The sequence below is a fragment of the Citrobacter sp. Cpo089 genome (assembly GCF_030332695.1).
Taxonomy (GTDB): Bacteria; Pseudomonadota; Gammaproteobacteria; order Enterobacterales; family Enterobacteriaceae; genus Citrobacter; species Citrobacter portucalensis.
This window is the reverse complement of the sequence record NZ_JAOWHJ010000074.1, coordinates 65,128-86,935: the sequence shown is the minus strand read 5'-3', so window position 1 is coordinate 86,935 and position 21,808 is coordinate 65,128. Positions and strand designations below refer to the sequence as shown.

Below are 21,808 nucleotides of genomic sequence, written 5' to 3'. Positions count from 1 at the left end.
CGGTAGTTCAGTTGGTTAGAATACCTGCCTGTCACGCAGGGGGTCGCGGGTTCGAGTCCCGTCCGTTCCGCCACTTATTAGAAAATTAAGCCTGCTACTAAGCAGGCTTAATGATAAGAAGATTTAGGGGCGTAGCTCAGTTGGTAGAGCACCGGTCTCCAAAACCGGGTGTCGCGAGTTCGAGTCTCTCCGCCCCTGCCAGAAACAATCCTTAGCATTATTGCTAAGGATTTTTTTTTACCTGTAATTTGAGTTTTTCCTTCTTTCTATTTTACTCCCGGCTTCCTTGCCAGCATTTTCCTTAATCTTCCAGAATATTCGTTCTCAGCAGATCGCAAATCAGCGCATGTTTATCGCTATTTTGCAGCCAAACTGCATATAACGGGCGTGAAAGCGTTGTACTGTCGGTAACCGTATGGAGATCGCTTTTACCTTTAGCCCAGCTGACCGGTAGCCAGCTAAAACCTTTGAGGACTGAAAGTTGCTGCCTGGCTAATTCTGCCGAACTGGTGGTAAGTACCGGCACTTCATCTCCCGCAATCAATCCAGCCTCGTGTTGCTGAAAGTCAGGTCCCCACTCCAGACGCAGATAATTCAGTTCATCTTTGGTTTGTGAAGGAGAACTGCAATAGAGCGCCAGCGTGAAATATCCCAACAGTTGGCTGCTAAATTCGTCCATTTTGGGCGTTTCGGTAGTAATCAATAGATCAAGCTGTCGTTCATGAAGCTGTTTTACTAACGACTGTCGCTGCGCGATCCTCGCTTCAAATTGCAGGCTGGATTGTGGCTCCTGGGATTGGTACAAACGCCCCAGCCAGCCATTAAGCATGCATTCCCAGAGGGATGCGCTGGCACCAATAGAAAACTCGTTATGCCGCGAGGTATTCGCAACCTCCTTACGTGCTGCTTGCCACGTATTCATCAGCGTTTCAGCGTAAGGTAATAATTTTTCACCTGCAGCGGTTAAACGGATATTGTTTCTGTGTCGGGTGAACAGGTTTACACCCAATTGATTTTCCAGTTGTCTGATCCGAAAACTAACCGCTGATTGGGTCAGATAGAGCGCTTCAGCAGCCCTGCCAAAGTGGCGTGTCCGGCTAACTTCCAGGAAAGTTTTTAACAATTCCGTATCCACAACTCGCTCCATAAAATTATTTGTCGTTATGATTTAAATCTTTTGTTTGACGCTCTGTCAAGCGTAACTAATACTCCGCGCCATAAATAGCTCGGCCAAAGAATTAGGAGCGTGCAGGATGGCGGAAAGCTTTACGACGACTAATCGATATTTCGATAATAAATATTATCCCCGCGGATTCTCCCGTCATGGTGATTTCACCATTAAAGAAGCACAACTGCTTGAGCGTCACGGTTATGCTTTCAACGAGCTGGATCTGGGCAAGCGTGAGCCGGTAACGGAAGAAGAAAAACTGTTTGTTGCGGTATGCCGTGGTGAGCGCGAACCGGTTACCGAAGCTGAACGTGTGTGGTCCAAATACATGACGCGCATTAAGCGTCCAAAACGCTTCCACACGCTGTCTGGCGGGAAACCTCAGGTGGAAGGTGCGGAAGACTACACCGAATCTGATGATTAATAAAAAAGGGCGAAAGCCCTTTTTTTATGCCAGTAGTTTCTGCAAATGAATGAGTAATCTGTCTATCGCCCGATACCCAACAGCCTCCTGTAAGTGCTGGCGAGATATATGGTCAGATTGTTCTATATCCGCGATCGTTCGAGCGACCTTTATCAGGCGTAACCAGGCGCGGATGGATAATCCGAGATGCGCGAGCGTTTCTTCAAGCCACTGCGCATCGTCGCTACGCAATGGACAGTATTTATGGATATCCTGACTGTCCAGATGCGCATTTAACTTATTCTGCCGCTGATACTGACGCTCTCGTGCTGCCATAACGCGTTGCTTCACTGTTGCGCTATCTTCCCCTTTTACCTGGCTCTGGCTGAGTATGCCGGGCGGCGGTAAGGGGATTTCGAGGGAGAGATCGAAGCGGTCAAGAAATGGACCTGATAATCGATTGAGGTAGCGTAGTGTCTGCTCTGGGGTACAGCGGTTATGGTTCCCCTGATAATGTCCTGTTGGGCTGGGATTCATGGCAGCAATAAGCTGAAAACGCGCGGGGTAAGTTATTTTTGCCCGAGTGCGGGATAAATGAATCTGCCCGGACTCAATGGGCTCTCGCAGTGCATCCAGCGTGCGCCGCTCAAACTCGGGAAGTTCATCCAGAAACAGTATGCCGTTATGCGCCAGAGATATCTCGCCTGGCGCAGGAATAGAGCCTCCACCGACCATGGCGGTTAATGAAGCACTGTGATGCGGCGAACGAAAAGGGCGTTGTTTCCACTGTTTTTGTAGCGTGTCGGAATTGACCAGACTTAGAATCGCGGCGCTTTCCAGTGCCTCATCATTGCTCAGTGGCGGAAGCAATCCTCTCAGGCGACTGGCCAGCATGGTCTTACCCGTTCCCGGCGGCCCGATGAGTAAGAGGTTATGACCGCCAGCTGCGGTAAGTTCCAGTCCGCGTTTACCTTGTTCCTGGCCGATAACATCGCTCAGATCATCTGCTAATGCGCAGGGGGTAAAATCTGCCGATGATGGTCTGTCTAAATCATGCTTACCTTCGAGAAATGCGCATACAGCCTGTAGATGATCGGCAATAAGGCACCCTTCACCGTGTATCAGTCCCACTTCAGCTGCATTCTCTTTTGCGACAATAATTCTCCTGCCTGCGCGAATAGCTTCAGTTGCACTTGATATCGCACCGGGAACGCCGCGTAACGCGCCTGTAAGCGCTAATTCGCCTACCAGCTCATATGTATCGAGGTTATGGGTTGTAAGCTGCTCAGACGCTGCCAGAAGCGCAACTGCGATAGGTAAATCATATCGTCCCCCTTCTTTCGGGAGATCGGCCGGAGCGAGGTTTATGGTTATCTTCTTCGCCGGGAATTCATAACCGCTATTAATAATCGCACTGCGAACTCGATCGCGAGCCTCTTTTACCGTTGTTTCGGGTAATCCCACCATGGTTAAACCAGGCAAACCATTACTGATATGTACTTCGATGGTAATAGCTGGCGCATTCACGCCCAGCGCAGCGCGTGTGTGAACAATCGATAGTGACATAAGCCCTCCTGATGAAAGCATTATGTCGCAATACATCGCGGCAAGATTTCACATAATTACGGTTTTTAGAGGCTTATTCCCGTGTTTTTATGTAGCTCAATACTGCTTGCATAAAGCCTGGAATAGCGCTCGCAAACGCTTTTGAATAACGTTTTTAGTAGGGAACGGGTTGCCGAGAATCACCTGAAAAGTGAAATATTTTCACTTTTGATTTTTTGTATAAAAAACAATGATATTTATCTAAACCGTTAACGGCGTCAGAAAAACGAATAAAAAAATATCTTGTGTCATTTGCAAGTTCTATGGTAACTCTTTAGGTATTCCTTCGAACAAGATGCAAGAAAATACAAAAATGACAGCCCTTCTACGAGTGATTAGCCTGGTCGTGATTAGCGTGGTGGTGATTATTATCCCACCGTGCGGGGCTGCACTTGGACGAGGAAAGGCTTAGAAAACAAGCCTTAACGAACTAAGACCCCCGCACCGAAAGGTCCGGGGGTTTTTTTTGACCTTAAAAACATACATGAGGAGCAGAAAGTGAACGGTAGCATAAAGTTCTGTTTCTCAAGATTTACGGCGGGGATGTAACTATGAATGGGGCACAGTGGGTGGTACATGCGTTGCGTGCACAAGGGGTTCAAACCGTCTTTGGTTATCCTGGTGGCGCAATTATGCCGGTTTACGATGCGTTGTATGACGGCGGCGTAGAACACCTGTTGTGCCGACACGAGCAGGGTGCGGCAATGGCGGCAATTGGCTATGCCCGTGCGACCGGTAAAACCGGTGTGTGTATCGCCACTTCAGGTCCTGGCGCTACCAACCTGATCACCGGACTCGCCGATGCGCTGTTAGATTCTGTTCCTGTGGTGGCGATCACCGGTCAGGTGGCCTCACCTTTCATCGGAACGGATGCGTTCCAGGAAGTGGACGTTCTCGGTATGTCTTTGTCCTGCACCAAACACAGTTTCCTGGTGCAGTCACTGGAAGAGCTGCCGCGCATCATGGCAGAGGCTTTCGCTGTGGCGAACTCCGGTCGTCCGGGTCCGGTTCTGGTTGATATCCCGAAAGACATCCAGCTGGCCAGCGGTACGCTGGAGCCGTATTTTACGACCGTCGAAAATGTAGAGGTTTTCCCGCACGCGGATGTTGAGCAGGCACGTAAAATGCTGGCGCAGGCGCAAAAACCGATCCTGTACGTCGGTGGCGGCGTTGGTATGGCGCAGGCGGTCCCGGCCCTGCGTGAATTTATCGCGGTAACCCAAATGCCGGTCGCCTGCACGTTGAAGGGGCTGGGCGCAGTAGAAGCTGACTACCCATACTATTTGGGTATGTTGGGAATGCATGGCACTAAAGCGGCAAATTTCGCGGTGCAAGAATGTGATTTACTGATTGCAGTGGGCGCGCGTTTTGATGACCGGGTGACCGGCAAGCTGAATACCTTCGCACCGAATGCCAGCGTGATCCACATGGATATCGACCCGGCGGAAATGAACAAGCTGCGCCAGGCGCACGTCGCCCTGCAAGGTGATTTAAATTCTCTGCTGCCGGCATTGCAGCAATCGCTGAAGATTGACGCATGGCGTCAACATAGCGCTGAACTGCGCACAGAGCATACCTGGCGCTATGATCATCCCGGTGAGGCTATCTACGCGCCACTGTTGTTGAAGCAGTTGTCCGATCGCAAACCCGCGGACAGCGTAGTGACAACGGATGTTGGTCAGCATCAGATGTGGTCGGCGCAGCATATGACCTACACCCGCCCGGAAAATTTCATCACCTCGAGCGGCCTGGGTACGATGGGCTTTGGCCTGCCAGCAGCGGTTGGCGCGCAGGTTGCTCGCCCGAACGATACGGTAATCTGTATCTCCGGTGACGGTTCCTTCATGATGAATGTACAGGAACTGGGCACCGTAAAACGCAAGCAGTTGCCGCTGAAAATAGTCTTACTCGACAACCAGCGGTTAGGCATGGTGCGACAATGGCAGCAGCTGTTTTTCCAGGAACGTTATAGCGAAACCACCCTTACCGATAACCCCGATTTCCTCATGTTGGCCAGCGCCTTCGGCATACCAGGTCAACACATCACCCGTAAAGACCAGGTTGAAGCGGCACTCGACACCATGCTGAACAGCGAGGGGCCATACCTGCTTCATGTCTCAATCGACGAACTTGAGAATGTCTGGCCTCTGGTACCGCCAGGTGCCAGTAACTCAGAAATGCTGGAGAAATTATCATGATGCAACATCAGGTCGCCGTTGAGGCTCGTTTCAATCCGGAAACGTTAGAACGTGTTTTACGCGTGGTACGCCATCGTGGTTTTCAGGTGTGCTCCATGAATATGGAAGCCGCCAGCGATGCGCAAAATATAAATATCGAATTGACCGTTGCCAGCCCCCGGTCGGTCGACTTACTGTTTAGTCAGTTAAGTAAACTGGTAGACGTTGCACATGTTGCTATCTGCCAGAGCACAACCACATCACAACAAATCCGCGCCTGAGCGCAAAAGGAAGAAAAATGACGACGAAAAAAGCTGATTACATTTGGTCTAATGGCGAGATGATTCGTTGGGAAGACGCGAAGGTTCACGTGATGTCCCACGCGCTGCACTACGGTACTTCAGTATTCGAAGGCATCCGTTGCTACGATTCTCACAAAGGGCCGGTGGTGTTCCGTCATCGCGAACATATGCAGCGTCTGCGTGATTCAGCCAAGATCTATCGTTTTCCGGTTTCTCAGAGCGTTGATGAGCTGATGGAAGCTTGCCGCGAGGTGATTCGTAAAAACAATCTGACCAGCGCCTATATTCGTCCGCTGGTGTTTGTTGGCGACGTGGGGATGGGCGTTAACCCGCCAGCGGGATACACCACTGACGTGATCATCGCCGCGTTCCCGTGGGGCGCTTACCTTGGTGCAGAAGCGCTGGAGCAGGGGATCGACGCGATGGTTTCTTCCTGGAACCGCGTTGCGCCGAACACTATCCCTACCGCGGCTAAAGCAGGCGGTAACTATCTGTCTTCACTGCTGGTGGGTAGCGAAGCGCGTCGTCATGGCTATCAGGAAGGCATTGCACTGGACGTGAATGGCTACATCTCCGAAGGTGCGGGCGAAAACCTGTTTGAAGTAAAAGACGGCATTCTGTTTACCCCGCCGTTTACCTCTTCTGCACTGCCGGGTATCACCCGTGATGCGATCATTAAGCTGGCGAAAGATCTCGATATCGAAGTTCGTGAGCAGGTGCTGTCCCGTGAATCACTGTACCTGGCTGACGAAGTGTTCATGTCCGGTACCGCGGCCGAAATCACCCCAGTACGCAGTGTCGATGGTATCCAGGTGGGCGAAGGCCGCTGCGGTCCGGTCACCAAACGCATCCAGCAGGCCTTCTTTGGCCTCTTCACCGGTGAAACGGAAGATAAATACGGCTGGTTGGATTCAGTAAACCAATAACAAAATTAATATTTCCCCAAAATAATTCACGTTGCAGGAAGACGGCAACGCAGCAAGTCCCAGGAGCTTACTGTAGTAAGTAACTGGGGTGAGCGAGGCGGTCAACGCACCTGCGGCGTGAAGTATGCAGGGGAAAGACAGACGGGAGTTAATCAAGCATGCCTAAGTATCGTTCTGCTACCACCACCCACGGCCGCAATATGGCGGGTGCCCGCGCATTGTGGCGCGCTACCGGGATGACCGATGATGACTTCGGTAAACCGATTATCGCTGTGGTGAACTCCTTTACCCAGTTTGTGCCGGGTCACGTCCACCTGCGCGATCTCGGTAAGCTGGTTGCCGAACAAATCGAAGCCTCAGGCGGCGTGGCGAAAGAGTTCAACACCATTGCTGTGGATGATGGTATCGCCATGGGCCATGGCGGCATGCTGTATTCACTGCCGTCGCGTGAGCTGATCGCTGACTCCGTTGAGTACATGGTTAACGCCCACTGCGCTGATGCGATGGTCTGCATCTCCAACTGCGACAAAATCACCCCCGGGATGTTAATGGCCTCTTTGCGCCTGAATATTCCGGTGATCTTTGTTTCCGGCGGTCCGATGGAAGCCGGGAAAACCAAGCTCTCTGACCAAATCATCAAGCTTGACCTGGTTGATGCGATGATTCAGGGCGCTGACCCGAAAGTTTCCGACTCACAAAGCGAGCAGGTTGAGCGTTCCGCTTGCCCAACCTGCGGCTCCTGTTCCGGTATGTTCACCGCTAACTCGATGAACTGCCTGACCGAAGCGCTGGGCTTGTCGCAGCCGGGTAACGGTTCACTGCTGGCGACTCACGCCGACCGTAAAGAACTGTTCCTCAACGCAGGTAAGCGCATCGTCGAGCTGACCAAACGCTATTACGAGCAGGATGATGCCTCCGCCCTGCCGCGCAACATTGCCAGCAAAGCGGCGTTTGAGAACGCCATGACGCTGGATATCGCCATGGGCGGTTCCACCAATACCGTTCTGCACCTGCTGGCGGCCGCGCAGGAAGCGGAAATCGACTTCACCATGAGTGATATCGACAAGCTGTCCCGCAAAGTCCCGCAGCTGTGTAAGGTGGCGCCGAGCACGCAGAAATACCATATGGAAGACGTACACCGCGCAGGCGGCGTTCTGGGTATTTTAGGCGAACTGGATCGTGCCGGACTGCTGAACCGCGACGTGAAAAACGTGCTGGGTCTGACTTTGCCGCAAACGCTTGATCGGTATGACGTGATGTTGACCAAAGACGACGCGGTGAAAAAAATGTTCCGTGCCGGCCCGGCCGGCATTCGTACTACCCAGGCATTCTCACAGGATTGCCGTTGGGATACGCTGGATGACGACCGCGCTGAAGGCTGCATTCGCTCGCTGGAGCACGCTTATAGCAAAGACGGCGGTCTGGCAGTTCTGTACGGTAACTTCGCGGAAAACGGCTGTATTGTAAAAACCGCAGGCGTGGATGACAGCATCCTGAAATTCACCGGCCCCGCAAAAGTGTATGAAAGCCAGGACGATGCGGTTGAAGCCATCCTCGGCGGTAAAGTGGTGGCTGGCGACGTGGTTGTCATTCGCTACGAAGGGCCGAAAGGCGGACCAGGCATGCAGGAAATGCTCTACCCAACCACCTTCCTGAAATCGATGGGCCTCGGTAAGGCTTGCGCGCTGATTACCGACGGTCGTTTCTCCGGCGGTACTTCGGGGCTTTCCATTGGTCACGTTTCTCCGGAAGCGGCCAGCGGCGGTAATATCGCGATTATCGAAGATGGTGACATGATTGCCATCGATATCCCGAATCGTGGCATTCAATTGCAACTGAGTGATGCGGAAATCGCTGTGCGCCGTGAAGCGCAGGAAGCTCGCGGTGACAAAGCCTGGACGCCAAAAGATCGTCAGCGTCAGGTCTCCTTTGCACTGCGCGCCTACGCCAGCCTGGCAACCAGTGCCGACAAAGGTGCGGTGCGCGATAAGTCGAAGCTCGGGGGATAATGACTATGGCGGATTCACAACCTCTATCCGGCGCTCCTGAGGGCGCCGAGTATCTCAGAGCGGTACTGCGTGCGCCGGTATACGAAGCGGCACAGGTAACGCCGCTACAGAAAATGGAAAAACTCTCTTCGCGCCTCGACAACGTCATTCTGGTGAAGCGCGAAGACCGTCAACCCGTTCACAGCTTCAAGCTACGCGGTGCCTATGCCATGATGGCGGGCTTGACCGAAGAACAAAAAGCGCATGGCGTCATTACCGCATCGGCTGGTAATCATGCTCAGGGCGTCGCTTTCTCTTCTGCGCGATTAGGCGTGAAGGCGCTGATTGTCATGCCAACGGCTACCGCCGATATCAAAGTCGATGCCGTTCGCGGCTTCGGCGGGGAAGTGCTGCTGCACGGCGCAAACTTTGATGAAGCCAAAGCTAAAGCGATTGAATTGTCGCAGCAGCAGGGTTTTACCTGGGTGCCGCCGTTCGATCATCCGATGGTGATTGCCGGGCAGGGCACGCTGGCGCTGGAGCTGCTCCAGCAGGACGCGCATCTCGATCGCGTTTTTGTGCCAGTTGGCGGCGGTGGTCTGGCGGCGGGCGTGGCGGTGCTGATAAAACAGCTGATGCCGCAAATCAAAGTGATTGCCGTGGAAGCGGAAGATTCGGCCTGTCTGAAAGCGGCGCTGGATGCCGGTCATCCGGTGGATCTGCCGCGTGTGGGTCTCTTTGCCGAAGGCGTGGCGGTGAAACGTATTGGCGATGAAACCTTCCGTCTGTGCCAGGAATACCTCGACGATATTATTACCGTGGATAGCGATGCTATTTGCGCGGCAATGAAAGACCTGTTCGAAGATGTACGCGCGGTGGCGGAGCCTTCCGGGGCGCTGGCGCTGGCGGGGATGAAAAAATACATCGCCCAGCATAATATTCGCGGCGAGCGTCTGGCGCATGTTCTTTCCGGCGCTAACGTTAACTTCCACGGCCTGCGCTACGTTTCCGAACGCTGCGAGCTGGGGGAACAGCGCGAAGCCTTGCTGGCCGTGACCATCCCGGAAGAAAAGGGCAGCTTCCTTAAGTTTTGCCAACTGCTGGGCGGGCGCTCGGTGACCGAGTTTAACTACCGCTTTGCGGATGCGAAAGACGCCTGCATTTTTGTCGGTGTACGTCTGAGCCGCGGGCTGGAAGAGCGTAAGGAAATCCTGCAACTGCTCAATGAGGGCGGCTATAGCGTGGTGGATCTGTCTGATGACGAGATGGCGAAGCTACACGTGCGCTATATGGTCGGTGGACGTCCGTCGAAACCCTTACAGGAACGTCTTTATAGCTTCGAATTTCCGGAGTCGCCGGGGGCGTTGCTCAAATTCCTGCATACCCTGGGGACGCACTGGAATATTTCATTGTTCCACTATCGCAGTCACGGCACTGACTATGGTCGTGTACTGGCGGCGTTTGAGTTGGGTGAACACGAGCCTGATTTCGAAACGCGGCTGAATGAACTGGGTTATGACTGCCATGATGAAACACATAACCCGGCGTTCAGGTTCTTCCTGGCGGGTTAACGACAGCCATTAAAAAAGGGTTCATGTAAAAACATGAACCCTTTTTGCTACTGTATCAGCAGATTACAGCGTGATAACGTCGAATTCGACTTCGGTATTCACGTCAGCATCGTAATCCACACCGTCGAGGGCAAAACCGAACAGGTTCAGGAATTCCTGCTTGTATCCTGCATAGTCAGTTTCTTGCGCCAGGTTTTCGGTGGTGATCAGCGGCCACAGATCGCGGCATGCCTGCTGAATGTCGTCACGCAGTTCCCAGTCATCCATACGAATACGCTGGTTGTCATCAAGCGCCACTTTATCGCCGTACAGGCTGGTGGTCATCAGACGGTTGATCTGCTCGATACAACCTTCGTGAATCCCCTGCGCTTTCATCAGCTTGAAGACCATGGAGATGTACAGCGGCATTACCGGAATCGCAGAAGATGCCTGGGTGATGACGGACTTCAGTACCGCAACGTTAGCGGAACCGTTCAGCGGTGCCAGCTGGTTACGCAGCTCACCCGCCGCGCGATCGAGGTCTTCTTTCGCTTTGCCCAGCGCGCCGTGCCAGTAGATTGGCCAGGTCAGGTCGGTACCGATGTAGGAGTAGGCTACGGTTTTCACGCCATCAGCCAGCACGCCCGCTTCGCTCAGCGCACCCATCCACAGTTCCCAGTCTTCGCCGCCCATGACGGTGACGGTGTTCTGAACTTCTTCTTCGGTAGCCGGCTCAATGCTGGCGGTGATGATCTGATCTTTATTGGTATCGATCGCTTTAGAGGTGTAAACCTCACCGATTGGCTTCAGCGCTGAACGGACGATTTCACCGGTTTTCGGCATTTTACGCACTGGGGAAGCCAGTGAGTAAACCACCAGGTCAATCTGACCCAGGTCTTCTTTGATAAGTTTGATCACTTCATCACGGCATTCGTCAGAGAACGCATCGCCGTTGATGCTTTTGGAGTACAGACCTTCACGCTTGGCCGCTTCGTCGAAAGCTGCAGAGTTATACCAGCCTGCGGAACCTGGTTTGGTATCCGTGCCCGGTTTTTCGAAAAATACGCCGATAGTGGCGGCACCGCTGCCAAAGGCGGCGGAAATTCTGGAAGCCAGACCGTAACCGGTGGAAGCACCGATCACCAGCACGCGAGACGGGCCGTTCTCGATTTTCCCGTTCTGCTTAACATACTCGATCTGCTTTTCCACGTTGACTTTGCAGCCAGTCGGATGGGTCGTTGTACAGATGAATCCACGAATTTTTGGTTTGATTATCATAATGATGGCTAATTAAGTTTGTATTTTCGCTGTCAAGTGCGCAATGACACCGTCTGTTCTGGCCTGCTTAACGCGATGGTTAACAAGCCCCCCACTACAATGGATCACGACATTATACAGAAAAGGAGCGCCAATACTGAATCTACCACTGATTTTAGACCTGACGCTGGCGCTACTCTGCGGATTTACGTTCCAGAACAATCTTCCAAAACGCGTCGATCAGCGGTTCATGCAGCCGCTTTTTCGGCGCGCAGACGCCAAGCTCGAACGGTGTTTTTTCGTCACTGCGCTCTAAAATCATCACGCGATTACGCACCGGCTCCGGGCTGTTTTCTAGCACCACTTCCGGCAGCAGCGCCACGCCGCAGCCCAGCGCCACCATTGAGACCATCGCTTCGTGGCCACCCACCGTGGCGTAAATCGATGGGTTGCTGATTTTGTGACGGCGGAACCACAGCTCGATACGGCGGCGTACCGGACCCTGATCGGCCATGATAAACGGCACCGTCGACCAGTCTGGCTTATCGACCGATACCTGATTACGCACCGGGCAGGGCAGCGCCGGAGCGATCAGCACAACCGTCAGATTCTCCAGCATCGAGAACGCCACCGCGCCAGGCAGCGTTTCTGGCTTACCAGCAATCGCCAGATCGGCTTCGCCAGTGACCACTTTGTCCATCGCATCGGCGGCGTCGCCGGTGGTGAGCTTAATTTCCACCGATGGATGCTCGGCGCGGAAACGGTCAAGGATTGGCGGCAGATGGCTGTAGGCGGCAGTTACCGAACAGAAGATATGCAGTTCGCCCGACAGCGACGGCCCTTGTTGATCGAGGGTGTGGCGTAACTGTTGGTACTGCAACAGCGTCTGTTGGGCAAACACGCGCAGCTCTTCACCTGCTTCGGTCAACGTAACCGTGCGGTTATCGCGCACAAAAAGTGGCTGCCCGAGATCTTCTTCCAGCCTCTGAATCTGCCGCGAGAGCGTGGAGGGGCTAACGTGCATTGCCCGCGCGCTGCGGCCAAAGTGACGACTTTCAGCCAAATGCAGGAACATTTTCAGATCGCGTAAATCCACAGACGAGCCTCCGATTTTCTACGTTGCATAAATTGCAATGTGACGTTGTGAATATATCAATTTCCGCAATAAATTTCCTGTTGTAATGTGGATTCAATCTCGCAAATACAAATCTGCGAACCGAATAATAAGCACCACAACACAACATCACGGAGTACACCATCATGGCTAACTACTTTAATACACTGAACCTGCGCCAGCAGCTGGCACAGCTGGGTAAATGTCGCTTTATGGGCCGCGACGAATTCGCCGATGGTGCGAGCTACCTTCAGGGTAAAAAAGTGGTCATCGTCGGCTGTGGCGCTCAGGGTCTGAACCAGGGCCTGAACATGCGTGACTCCGGTCTGGATATCTCCTACGCCCTGCGTAAAGAAGCGATTGCTGAGAAGCGTGCTTCCTGGCGTAAAGCGACCGAAAACGGCTTCAAAGTGGGTACCTACGAAGAGCTGATCCCGCAGGCTGATCTGGTTGTCAACCTGACTCCAGACAAGCAGCACTCCGACGTTGTGCGTTCTGTACAGCCGCTGATGAAAGACGGCGCAGCGCTGGGTTACTCCCACGGCTTCAACATCGTGGAAGTGGGCGAGCAGATCCGTAAAGACATCACCGTCGTGATGGTGGCACCGAAATGTCCGGGTACAGAAGTGCGTGAAGAGTACAAACGTGGTTTCGGCGTACCTACGCTGATCGCCGTTCACCCGGAAAACGATCCGAAAGGCGAAGGCATGGCGATTGCTAAAGCCTGGGCTGCGGCTACTGGCGGTCACCGTGCGGGTGTGCTGGAGTCCTCCTTCGTTGCGGAAGTGAAATCTGATCTGATGGGTGAGCAGACTATCCTGTGCGGTATGCTGCAGGCCGGTTCTCTGCTGTGCTTCGATAAGCTGGTGGAAGAGGGTACTGACCCGGCATATGCTGAAAAACTGATTCAGTTCGGCTGGGAAACCATCACCGAAGCGCTGAAGCAGGGCGGCATCACCCTGATGATGGACCGTCTGTCTAACCCGGCGAAACTGCGTGCTTACGCGCTGTCCGAACAGCTGAAAGAGATCATGGCACCGCTGTTCCAGAAACACATGGATGACATCATCTCCGGTGAATTCTCTTCCGGTATGATGGCTGACTGGGCTAACGACGATAAGAAACTGCTGACCTGGCGTGAAGAGACCGGCAAAACCGCGTTCGAAACCGCTGCCCAGTTCGACGGTAAAATCGGCGAGCAGGAGTACTTTGATAAAGGCGTTCTGATGATTGCGATGGTGAAAGCGGGCGTTGAGCTGGCGTTCGAAACTATGGTGGATTCCGGCATCATCGAAGAATCTGCTTACTACGAATCACTGCACGAACTGCCGTTGATCGCCAACACCATTGCCCGTAAGCGTCTGTACGAAATGAACGTGGTTATCTCTGATACCGCAGAATACGGCAACTACCTGTTCTCTTACGCTTGCGTACCGCTGCTGAAAGAGTTCATGACCACCCTGCAGACCGGCGACCTGGGCAAAGCGATTGCTGAAGGCGCGGTAGACAACGCGCAGCTGCGTGACGTGAACGATGCGATTCGCGGCCATGCTATCGAGAAAGTGGGCCAGAAACTGCGTGGCTACATGACCGATATGAAGCGCATTGCGGTCGCAGGATAATTCCTCATAGAGGAATGGCATATCAACAGCGCTTCGTAGGCCGGATAAGTGAAGCGCTATCCGGCAAAAAAAGCCCGGTGTTTAAACACCGGGCTTTCTATTAGTTACGGTACAGTACTTTAATGATGTGGTAACCGAACTGAGTGTGCAGCGGACCGGTTGGCTCCAGCACAGGGCAGGAAAAGACCACTTTGTCGAATGCCGGAACCATCTGGCCCTGACGGAATTCGCCCAAATCACCGCCGCGTTTGCCTGATGGGCAGATGGAGTGTTTTTTCGCCAGTTTGCCGAAGTCGGCGCCGTTTTTAATCTGCTCCAGAAGATCCAGTGCCAGTTTCTCTTCTTTAACAAGGATATGCACTGCTGCTGCTGTTTTTGCCATGATCGTGCCTTGAGTGGGGTGGTTAAGGCTGGCTATACTACCACGCTGTTATTCTCCCCTCCCGACTTTCATGAGTGACCCTTTATGCGTTTGAACCCCGGACAACAACAAGCCGTCGAATTCGTCACCGGACCTTGCCTGGTGCTGGCGGGAGCGGGTTCCGGCAAGACGCGTGTTATCACCAACAAAATTGCCCATCTGATCCGTGAATGTGGCTATCAGGCACGACATATTGCGGCAGTGACCTTTACCAATAAGGCTGCGCGCGAGATGAAAGAGCGCGTGGCACAAACGCTGGGTCGTAAAGAGGCGCGTGGGTTGATGATCTCCACCTTCCACACCCTGGGACTGGATATCATTAAGCGTGAATATGCGGCGTTGGGGATGAAGTCTAACTTCTCGTTGTTTGATGATACTGACCAGGTGGCCTTGCTTAAGGAACTGACCGAAGGGCTAATCGAAGACGATAAGCTTATTCTCCAGCAGCTGATCTCGACGATCTCCAACTGGAAAAACGATCTGATGACGCCAGCGCAGGCGGCAGCCAGCGCAAAAGGCGAGCGCGATCGTATTTTTGCCCACTGCTATGGTCTGTATGACGCGCATATGAAGGCGTGCAACGTCCTCGATTTTGACGATCTGATCCTGCTTCCCACGCTGCTGCTACAGCGCAATGAAGAAGTACGTGAGCGCTGGCAAAACAGAATCCGCTACCTGCTGGTGGATGAATATCAGGATACTAACACCAGCCAGTACGAGCTGGTGAAGTTGCTGGTAGGGAAACGTGCGCGCTTTACCGTCGTGGGCGATGACGATCAGTCGATCTACTCCTGGCGCGGCGCCCGTCCGCAGAACCTGGTACTGTTGAGCAAAGATTTTCCGGCTTTACAGGTGGTGAAGCTGGAGCAAAACTACCGTTCATCAGGTCGCATCCTTAAGGCGGCGAACATCCTCATTGCGAACAATCCACACGTCTTTGAAAAGCGGCTCTTTTCCGAGTTGGGTTACGGTGCTGAGCTGAAGGTACTGAGCGCAAATAATGAAGAGCATGAAGCCGAACGTGTGACCGGGGAATTAATTGCCCATCACTTTGTGAACAAGACGCAATATAAAGACTACGCCATCCTGTATCGCGGCAACCATCAGTCGCGCGTGTTCGAAAAGTTTCTAATGCAGAACCGTATCCCGTACAAAATTTCCGGCGGAACATCGTTCTTCTCGCGTCCGGAAATTAAAGATCTGCTGGCCTACCTGCGTGTGCTGAGCAACCCGGATGACGACAGCGCATTTTTGCGCATCGTAAACACGCCAAAGCGTGAAATCGGTCCGGCTACGCTGCAAAAGTTGGGTGAATGGGCGATGACGCGTAATAAAAGCCTGTTTACCGCCAGCTTTGATATGGGGCTTAGCCAGACACTGACCGGGCGCGGGTATGACTCTCTGACCCGCTTTACGCACTGGCTGGGTGAAATTCAGCGCCTGGCGGAGCGCGAACCGGTTGCCGCTGTGCGCGATCTTATTCACGGTATTGATTACGAATCCTGGCTGTATGAAACCTCGCCGAGCCCGAAAGCGGCTGAAATGCGTATGAAAAACGTCAATACGCTGTTCAGCTGGATGACGGAGATGCTGGAAGGCAGTGAGCTGGAAGAGCCAATGACCCTGACCCAGGTCGTTACCCGCTTTACTCTGCGCGACATGATGGAACGTGGAGAGAGTGAAGAAGAGCTGGATCAGGTGCAATTGATGACGCTGCATGCCTCCAAAGGGCTGGAGTTCCCGTACGTGTTTATGGTGGGAATGGAAGAAGGATTTTTGCCGCACCAGAGCAGTATCGATGAAGACAATATCGACGAAGAACGTCGTCTGGCTTACGTAGGGATTACGCGTGCACAGAAAGAACTCATCTTCACGCTGTGTAAAGAGCGTCGTCAGTACGGTGAGCTGGTGCGTCCGGAACCGAGTCGTTTCCTGCTGGAGCTGCCACAGGATGACGTTATCTGGGAACAAGAGCGTAAAGTGGTGAGTGCTGAGGAGCGGATGCAAAAAGGACAGGCCAGCATCGCCAATATTCGGGCAATGATGGCGAAAGCCAAAGCGAAGTAGGTATTTTGTAGGCCGGATACGTGTAAACGCGCGCTATCCGGCAACCAACATCTAATGAACGTCCAGTGGCCAGTGGACATAGCTTTGCCACTGACTTTCCTGATCGATTAACTCTTTACCCAGCGGATGATGTTCCAGCCAGCCTTCTGGTAGCGTGACCGTCAGGTGCTCGTTTCTTGCATCCATTTGAATTTCCGGCACAAGATCGTCACGGCGACGGCTGGCGAAGATGATCGCCAAACGTAGCAAACGGCAAAGATGCTCCGCGATGCGCGGTGGCACTGCGTTTTGCTGGTGGAGCGAAGAGAGATCGACGGGATTGGTCTGGTTGAGTAACAGCGTTGCTAGCAGTTTCTTTTGCGCAGGGGTAAAACCCGGGAGATCGAGATTGCGCACCAGATAAGCGGCATGCTGTGGTGCCTGTTTAAAATCAACGCTTAGGCCAATTTCATGCAGCTGACAGGCACTAATCAGTAGTTCGCGGCTAATCGGTTCAAGATGCCACTTTTTTTCTACCTGATCGAGAAATTTAGTCGCTAAATTAGCAACGCGATGTGCTTGCTCTGTATCGACCATAAAGCGACGCTGGATATTGCGTAATGTGCGGCTACGAATATCCTGATCCACCGCCAGGTGCAGCATACCGTAGACCAGACCTTCACGTAATGCGCCGCCGGCCAGGGTCATGCATTGAATGTTCAGTTCGGTGAAAATAGCAATCAGAATGGCCAGCCCGCTGGGGAAAACCAGCGCACGTTCCAGCGTTAACCCTTCGATTTCCAGCTCTTCCAGACGACCGCAGTGAATGGCGCGCTGCTTGAGCTGCTGAAGTTTGGCCAGCGTAATGCGCTCATCCATGCCCTGCGCCATCATGATTTCCTGCAACGCCTGGACGGTACCAGAGGCACCAACGCAAACTTTCCAGCCATGAAAACGCAGTTTGTCGGCGACCGGGCGCAGAACTTCACGTGCGGCCTTCTCTGCCTCGTCAAAGTTTTCCTGTGCCAGATTACGATCGGTAAAATAGCGTTCGAGCCAGGTGACGCAGCCCATCGACAGGCTGAACAGAGAGGTGGTTTGTGCGCCGGAACCGGTGACTAATTCAGTGCTGGCGCCACCAATATCCACAACCAGACGCTGATCGGCACCGCCGGTTGTGTGGGCTACACCTTGATAAATCAGTCGCGCTTCTTCTTCACCGCTAATTACCTGGACAGGGCAGCCAAGGATCTCTTGCGCTTTGGCAATAAACACATCGGCATTTACGGCGATGCGTAATGTTGCCGTGGCGACCACGCGGATTTGTGGATGCGGAATATCCTGCAGACGTTCTGCAAACAAGCGCAAGCATTGCCAGCCGCGCTCCATCGCTTCAACAGAGAGCTCGTTGTCACCGTTGAGTCCAGCGGCCAGACGCACTTTGCGTTTGATACGCGTGAGCGTCTGGATGCTTCCTGCCACCTCGCGTACAACCAGCATATGAAAACTATTCGAGCCGAGATCGATTGCCGCATACAGCGAAGTAGAATTCATACACTTCATCCTTCAACCTGTATCTGTGTTGGCTGCGTTCTCTCACCCGAATCACTTACTAAAGTAAGCTCATCGGGATTCGTTTTCTTGCCGCCTTGATACAGGCTGAATGATTTTGTGTATGGCATAACTTTTCTTAACCTGAACGACGACGATTACGCGGAGCACCACCGGTACGGCGTGGGCCATTGCCTGTACGCGGGCGCGTTAAGCGCAACGGCTTCGGCAGATCGGTCATCAGCGCATCCGGGTTATATTTGCTTACCGGAATCGAGTGGCCGATATAGGTCTCGATTGCGGGTAAATTCAGCGCGTACTCTTCACAGGCCAGGCTGATAGAGTGACCGCTTGCGCCAGCACGTCCGGTACGACCGATTCGGTGAACGTAATCTTCACAGTCATCCGGTAGGTCATAGTTAAATACGTGCGTTACTGCTGGGATATGCAGGCCACGCGCAGCGACATCCGTCGCAACGAGAATGTCGAGATCGCCACGGGTGAACTCATCAAGAATACGCAGACGTTTTTTCTGTGCTACGTCACCGGTCAGCAGACCGACGCGATGACCGTCCGCAGCAAGGCTGCCCCAGATATCTTCACAACGATGCTTGGTGTTAGCAAAAACAATGGCGCGATCTGGCCACTCTTCTTCAATCAGCGTTTGCAGCAAACGCATTTTCTCTTCGTTGGAAGGGTAGAAGAGCTCTTCTTTAATGCGGTGGCCTGTTTTCTGTTCCGGTTCGACTTCAACGTACTCAGCGTTATTCATCTGTTCGAACGCCAGTTCGCGAACGCGGTATGAGAGGGTTGCAGAAAACAGCATGTTCAGACGTTGGGTGGTTGGCGGCATACGACGGAACAGCCAACGGATATCTTTAATAAAGCCCAGATCGTACATACGATCGGCTTCATCCAGCACCACGACCTGAATCGCGCCCAGATTAATGTGGTTCTGTTTTGCATAGTCGATGAGACGACCGGTCGTGCCGATAAGAATATCGACGCCGCTTTCCAGCACTTTCAGTTGTTTATCATAACCGTCGCCGCCATACGCCAGGCCTAATTTCAGACCCGTGGTCTGTGCCAGCGGCTCGGCATCGGCGTGGATCTGCACGGCTAACTCACGCGTTGGCGCCATAATTAACGCACGCGGTTGGTTCACCTTGCGATCGGCAATCGCGGGATGAGAGAGAAGATAATGAAACGTTGACGTCAGGAACGCCATCGTTTTTCCGGTACCGGTTTGCGCCTGCCCGGCAACATCACGACCAGCCAGCGTTAGCGGCAGCGCGAGGGCCTGAATGGGCGTGCAGTTATGAAAGCCTTTGTTTTCAAGGGCTTCTATCACCTTTGGGTGCAGGGCGAAGTCGGAAAACTTCTGTTCTGTTAAATGTGTTTTGCTCATAGTGTGGTAGAATATCAGCTTACTATTGCTTTACGAAAGCGTATCCGGTGAAATAAAGTCAACCTTTAGTTGGTTAATGCTACATCAACACGTCGTTGATTAATGCTACACCAATGCACCAGGCTTATTCCTGTGGAGTTATTATGAGCGATAAAATTATTCACCTGACTGACGACAGTTTTGACACGGATGTACTCAAAGCGGACGGAGCAATCCTCGTTGATTTCTGGGCAGAGTGGTGCGGTCCGTGCAAAATGATCGCTCCGATTCTGGATGAAATCGCTGACGAATATCAGGGCAAACTGACGGTTGCTAAACTGAACATTGACCAAAACCCAGGTACCGCGCCGAAGTATGGTATCCGTGGCATCCCGACCCTGCTGCTGTTTAAAAACGGTGAAGTTGCGGCGACGAAAGTCGGCGCGCTGTCCAAAGGTCAGTTGAAAGAATTCCTCGACGCTAATTTAGCGTAAGGAAGTCTCATGATCGGGCGACCCTACTTCGAAATGATTCGGATGACTGGACGCCCGACTTGAGTCGTGCTAAGTTAGTGTTGACTTCGTATTAAACATACCTTATTAAGTTTGAATCTAGTTATATCCAATACTTCCCGTTGTTTCTCGCGCGAGAAGTGGACAGATTCCTGGCTTGTCACTCAATCCGTCTTGTCGTTTCAGTTCTGCGTACTTTCCTGTGACCAGACAGCGAACAGACATGAGTTGATGGCCGTAAACAGGCATGGATGACCCTGCCATACCATTCACAACATTAAGTTCGAGATTTACCCCAAGTTTAAGAACTCACACCATTATGAATCTTACCGAATTAAAGAATACGCCGGTTTCTGAGCTGATCACTCTCGGCGAAAATATGGGCCTTGAAAACCTGGCTCGTATGCGCAAGCAGGACATTATTTTTGCCATCCTGAAGCAGCACGCAAAGAGTGGCGAAGATATCTTTGGTGACGGTGTGCTGGAGATATTGCAGGATGGATTTGGTTTCCTCCGCTCTGCAGACAGCTCCTACCTCGCCGGTCCTGATGACATCTACGTTTCTCCCAGCCAAATCCGCCGTTTCAACCTCCGCACTGGTGATACCATTTCTGGTAAGATTCGCCCGCCAAAAGAAGGTGAACGCTACTTTGCGCTGTTGAAAGTTAACGAAGTTAACTACGACAAACCAGAAAACGCCCGTAACAAAATCCTCTTTGAGAACTTAACGCCGCTGCACGCAAACTCTCGTCTGCGTATGGAACGTGGTAACGGTTCTACTGAAGACTTAACGGCGCGTGTACTGGATCTGGCATCGCCGATCGGTCGTGGCCAACGTGGTCTGATTGTTGCTCCGCCGAAAGCGGGTAAAACCATGCTGCTGCAGAACATCGCGCAGAGCATTGCATACAATCATCCTGACTGCGTGCTGATGGTGCTGCTGATTGACGAACGTCCGGAAGAAGTTACCGAGATGCAGCGTCTGGTGAAAGGTGAAGTGGTTGCCTCTACCTTTGACGAACCAGCCTCCCGTCACGTTCAGGTTGCGGAAATGGTTATCGAGAAGGCGAAACGTCTGGTTGAACACAAGAAAGACGTTATCATTCTGCTTGACTCCATCACCCGCCTGGCGCGTGCATATAACACCGTGGTTCCGGCTTCCGGTAAAGTACTGACCGGTGGTGTGGACGCCAACGCCCTGCATCGTCCTAAGCGTTTCTTTGGTGCTGCACGTAACGTGGAAGAGGGCGGTAGCCTGACAATTATCGCGACTGCGCTGATTGATACCGGCTCTAAAATGGATGAAGTTATCTACGAAGAGTTTAAAGGTACCGGCAACATGGAACTGCATCTCTCTCGTAAGATTGCTGAAAAACGCGTCTTCCCGGCTATCGACTACAACCGTTCCGGTACCCGTAAAGAAGAGCTGCTCACCACCCAGGAAGAGCTGCAGAAAATGTGGATCCTGCGCAAAATCATCCATCCGATGGGTGAAATCGACGCAATGGAATTCCTCATTAACAAACTGGCGATGACCAAGACCAACGACGACTTCTTCGATATGATGAAGCGCTCCTGATTCGGGCATCATCTGAAAACGCCACGTTTTTACGTGGCGTTTTGCTTTTGTGGATGTAATCTTAACGACACAATAATAATAATCCGGTATGACATACCGCCTGGCGACGAAGGGTTGTAATTCGTATTTTGTGGTTAATAATCATACAGAACCACCTGATATGGAATCGGGTTTCTCTTCTGAATAATCGCCTGGATGGT

General features: G+C 52.7%; 19 protein-coding genes and 1 tRNA gene. 13 read left to right on the top strand and 7 right to left on the bottom strand.

Annotation, left to right across the window (positions count from 1 at the left end; translation table 11 throughout):
• Positions 1 to 125: 125 nt before the first annotated feature.
• Positions 126 to 201, top strand: a tRNA-Trp gene (locus OGX92_RS21495).
• Positions 202 to 301: 100 nt separating this feature from the next.
• Here the strand turns inward: OGX92_RS21495 and hdfR are convergent.
• Positions 302 to 1,147, bottom strand: a complete 846-nt coding sequence (gene hdfR, locus OGX92_RS21490; protein ID WP_008787063.1) for an HTH-type transcriptional regulator HdfR — start codon at positions 1,145 to 1,147, stop codon at positions 302 to 304.
• A 106-nt stretch (positions 1,148 to 1,253) separates the two neighbouring features.
• Here hdfR and maoP point away from each other — a divergent pair, with 106 nt between their 5' ends.
• Positions 1,254 to 1,592 (top strand): macrodomain Ori organization protein MaoP, encoded by a 339-nt coding sequence (gene maoP, locus OGX92_RS21485; protein WP_003018025.1) that lies wholly within the window; start codon positions 1,254 to 1,256, stop codon positions 1,590 to 1,592.
• 24 nt (positions 1,593 to 1,616) lie between these two features.
• On the opposite strand, the gene OGX92_RS21480 is transcribed toward maoP, so the two are convergent.
• Entirely contained in the window at positions 1,617 to 3,137 is a 1,521-nt protein-coding gene (locus tag OGX92_RS21480) for a YifB family Mg chelatase-like AAA ATPase (RefSeq protein ID WP_048237104.1), read from the bottom strand.
• A gap of 352 nt (positions 3,138 to 3,489) precedes the next feature.
• Here OGX92_RS21480 and ilvL point away from each other — a divergent pair, with 352 nt between their 5' ends.
• The 6 genes from ilvL to ilvA all read left to right on the top strand — a co-directional run bounded on the left by ilvL (position 3,490) and on the right by ilvA (position 10,140).
• Entirely contained in the window at positions 3,490 to 3,588 is a 99-nt protein-coding gene (gene ilvL / locus OGX92_RS21475; protein ID WP_001311244.1) for an ilv operon leader peptide, read from the top strand.
• A gap of 139 nt (positions 3,589 to 3,727) precedes the next feature.
• Positions 3,728 to 5,374: an acetolactate synthase 2 catalytic subunit gene (ilvG, locus tag OGX92_RS21470; protein ID WP_003829032.1), complete on the top strand. Its 1,647-nt coding sequence runs from the start codon at positions 3,728 to 3,730 to the stop codon at positions 5,372 to 5,374.
• Positions 5,371 to 5,634: an acetolactate synthase 2 small subunit gene (gene ilvM, locus OGX92_RS21465; protein ID WP_003018017.1), complete on the top strand. Its 264-nt coding sequence runs from the start codon at positions 5,371 to 5,373 to the stop codon at positions 5,632 to 5,634. The genes ilvG and ilvM overlap by 4 nt, the downstream gene beginning before the upstream one ends.
• 17 nt (positions 5,635 to 5,651) lie before the next feature.
• Positions 5,652 to 6,581, top strand: a complete 930-nt coding sequence (locus OGX92_RS21460; RefSeq protein ID WP_003829030.1) for a branched-chain amino acid transaminase — start codon at positions 5,652 to 5,654, stop codon at positions 6,579 to 6,581.
• A gap of 158 nt (positions 6,582 to 6,739) precedes the next feature.
• A complete protein-coding gene (gene ilvD, locus OGX92_RS21455) occupies positions 6,740 to 8,590 on the top strand; it encodes a dihydroxy-acid dehydratase (protein WP_149282137.1) in 1,851 nt (616 codons plus the stop codon).
• A gap of 5 nt (positions 8,591 to 8,595) precedes the next feature.
• Positions 8,596 to 10,140 (top strand): threonine ammonia-lyase, biosynthetic, encoded by a 1,545-nt coding sequence (ilvA, locus tag OGX92_RS21450; protein ID WP_003018007.1) that lies wholly within the window; start codon positions 8,596 to 8,598, stop codon positions 10,138 to 10,140.
• Between the two features lie 63 nt (positions 10,141 to 10,203).
• Here the strand turns inward: ilvA and fabV are convergent, their stop codons facing one another.
• Both fabV and ilvY read right to left on the bottom strand, forming a co-directional pair.
• Positions 10,204 to 11,397 (bottom strand): enoyl-ACP reductase FabV, encoded by a 1,194-nt coding sequence (gene fabV / locus OGX92_RS21445; protein ID WP_008787067.1) that lies wholly within the window; start codon positions 11,395 to 11,397, stop codon positions 10,204 to 10,206.
• 172 nt (positions 11,398 to 11,569) lie between these two features.
• Positions 11,570 to 12,472: an HTH-type transcriptional activator IlvY gene (gene ilvY, locus OGX92_RS21440; RefSeq protein ID WP_003829023.1), complete on the bottom strand. Its 903-nt coding sequence runs from the start codon at positions 12,470 to 12,472 to the stop codon at positions 11,570 to 11,572.
• A gap of 164 nt (positions 12,473 to 12,636) precedes the next feature.
• Here ilvY and ilvC point away from each other — a divergent pair, with 164 nt between their 5' ends.
• Positions 12,637 to 14,112 carry a ketol-acid reductoisomerase gene (ilvC, locus tag OGX92_RS21435; protein WP_003829020.1) on the top strand — a complete coding sequence of 492 codons (1,476 nt, stop codon included), beginning with the start codon at positions 12,637 to 12,639 and terminating at the stop codon, positions 14,110 to 14,112.
• A 100-nt stretch (positions 14,113 to 14,212) separates the two neighbouring features.
• On the opposite strand, the gene ppiC is transcribed toward ilvC, so the two are convergent.
• On the bottom strand, positions 14,213 to 14,494 hold the full coding sequence (gene ppiC, locus OGX92_RS21430) for a peptidylprolyl isomerase PpiC (protein WP_003017999.1): 282 nt from the start codon (positions 14,492 to 14,494) through the stop codon (positions 14,213 to 14,215).
• Positions 14,495 to 14,578: 84 nt separating this feature from the next.
• On the opposite strand from ppiC, the gene rep reads away from it, so the two are divergent.
• Positions 14,579 to 16,600, top strand: coding sequence for a DNA helicase Rep (rep, locus tag OGX92_RS21425; RefSeq protein WP_003829018.1), 2,022 nt, complete (start codon positions 14,579 to 14,581; stop codon positions 16,598 to 16,600).
• Between the two features lie 51 nt (positions 16,601 to 16,651).
• Here the strand turns inward: rep and gppA are convergent, their stop codons facing one another.
• Together gppA and rhlB are read right to left on the bottom strand one after the other, a co-directional pair.
• The gene (gppA, locus tag OGX92_RS21420) at positions 16,652 to 18,133 is read right to left on the bottom strand and encodes a guanosine-5'-triphosphate,3'-diphosphate diphosphatase (RefSeq protein ID WP_003829016.1); all 1,482 of its coding nucleotides are present in this window, start codon (positions 18,131 to 18,133) and stop codon (positions 16,652 to 16,654) included.
• A gap of 136 nt (positions 18,134 to 18,269) precedes the next feature.
• On the bottom strand, positions 18,270 to 19,538 hold the full coding sequence (rhlB, locus tag OGX92_RS21415) for an ATP-dependent RNA helicase RhlB (RefSeq protein WP_003829013.1): 1,269 nt from the start codon (positions 19,536 to 19,538) through the stop codon (positions 18,270 to 18,272).
• Between the two features lie 143 nt (positions 19,539 to 19,681).
• Here rhlB and trxA point away from each other — a divergent pair, with 143 nt between their 5' ends.
• The 3 genes from trxA to rho all read left to right on the top strand — a co-directional run bounded on the left by trxA (position 19,682) and on the right by rho (position 21,608).
• A complete protein-coding gene (trxA, locus tag OGX92_RS21410) occupies positions 19,682 to 20,011 on the top strand; it encodes a thioredoxin TrxA (RefSeq protein WP_001280776.1) in 330 nt (109 codons plus the stop codon).
• A gap of 130 nt (positions 20,012 to 20,141) precedes the next feature.
• Positions 20,142 to 20,261, top strand: coding sequence for a rho operon leader peptide (locus tag OGX92_RS21405; RefSeq protein WP_049259789.1), 120 nt, complete (start codon positions 20,142 to 20,144; stop codon positions 20,259 to 20,261).
• Between the two features lie 87 nt (positions 20,262 to 20,348).
• Positions 20,349 to 21,608: a transcription termination factor Rho gene (rho, locus tag OGX92_RS21400; protein ID WP_002437993.1), complete on the top strand. Its 1,260-nt coding sequence runs from the start codon at positions 20,349 to 20,351 to the stop codon at positions 21,606 to 21,608.
• Positions 21,609 to 21,808 lie beyond the last annotated feature (200 nt).

Coding starts and splice junctions, on each gene's coding strand:
- hdfR (WP_008787063.1), bottom strand. CDS start 1,147: ATGGAGCGAGTTGTGGATACGGAATTGTTAAAAACTTTCCTGGAAGTT.
- maoP (WP_003018025.1), top strand. CDS start 1,254: ATGGCGGAAAGCTTTACGACGACTAATCGATATTTCGATAATAAATAT.
- OGX92_RS21480 (WP_048237104.1), bottom strand. CDS start 3,137: ATGTCACTATCGATTGTTCACACACGCGCTGCGCTGGGCGTGAATGCG.
- ilvL (WP_001311244.1), top strand. CDS start 3,490: ATGACAGCCCTTCTACGAGTGATTAGCCTGGTCGTGATTAGCGTGGTG.
- ilvG (WP_003829032.1), top strand. CDS start 3,728: ATGAATGGGGCACAGTGGGTGGTACATGCGTTGCGTGCACAAGGGGTT.
- ilvM (WP_003018017.1), top strand. CDS start 5,371: ATGATGCAACATCAGGTCGCCGTTGAGGCTCGTTTCAATCCGGAAACG.
- OGX92_RS21460 (WP_003829030.1), top strand. CDS start 5,652: ATGACGACGAAAAAAGCTGATTACATTTGGTCTAATGGCGAGATGATT.
- ilvD (WP_149282137.1), top strand. CDS start 6,740: ATGCCTAAGTATCGTTCTGCTACCACCACCCACGGCCGCAATATGGCG.
- ilvA (WP_003018007.1), top strand. CDS start 8,596: ATGGCGGATTCACAACCTCTATCCGGCGCTCCTGAGGGCGCCGAGTAT.
- fabV (WP_008787067.1), bottom strand. CDS start 11,397: ATGATAATCAAACCAAAAATTCGTGGATTCATCTGTACAACGACCCAT.
- ilvC (WP_003829020.1), top strand. CDS start 12,637: ATGGCTAACTACTTTAATACACTGAACCTGCGCCAGCAGCTGGCACAG.
- ppiC (WP_003017999.1), bottom strand. CDS start 14,494: ATGGCAAAAACAGCAGCAGCAGTGCATATCCTTGTTAAAGAAGAGAAA.
- rep (WP_003829018.1), top strand. CDS start 14,579: ATGCGTTTGAACCCCGGACAACAACAAGCCGTCGAATTCGTCACCGGA.
- gppA (WP_003829016.1), bottom strand. CDS start 18,133: ATGAATTCTACTTCGCTGTATGCGGCAATCGATCTCGGCTCGAATAGT.
- rhlB (WP_003829013.1), bottom strand. CDS start 19,538: ATGAGCAAAACACATTTAACAGAACAGAAGTTTTCCGACTTCGCCCTG.
- trxA (WP_001280776.1), top strand. CDS start 19,682: ATGAGCGATAAAATTATTCACCTGACTGACGACAGTTTTGACACGGAT.
- rho (WP_002437993.1), top strand. CDS start 20,349: ATGAATCTTACCGAATTAAAGAATACGCCGGTTTCTGAGCTGATCACT.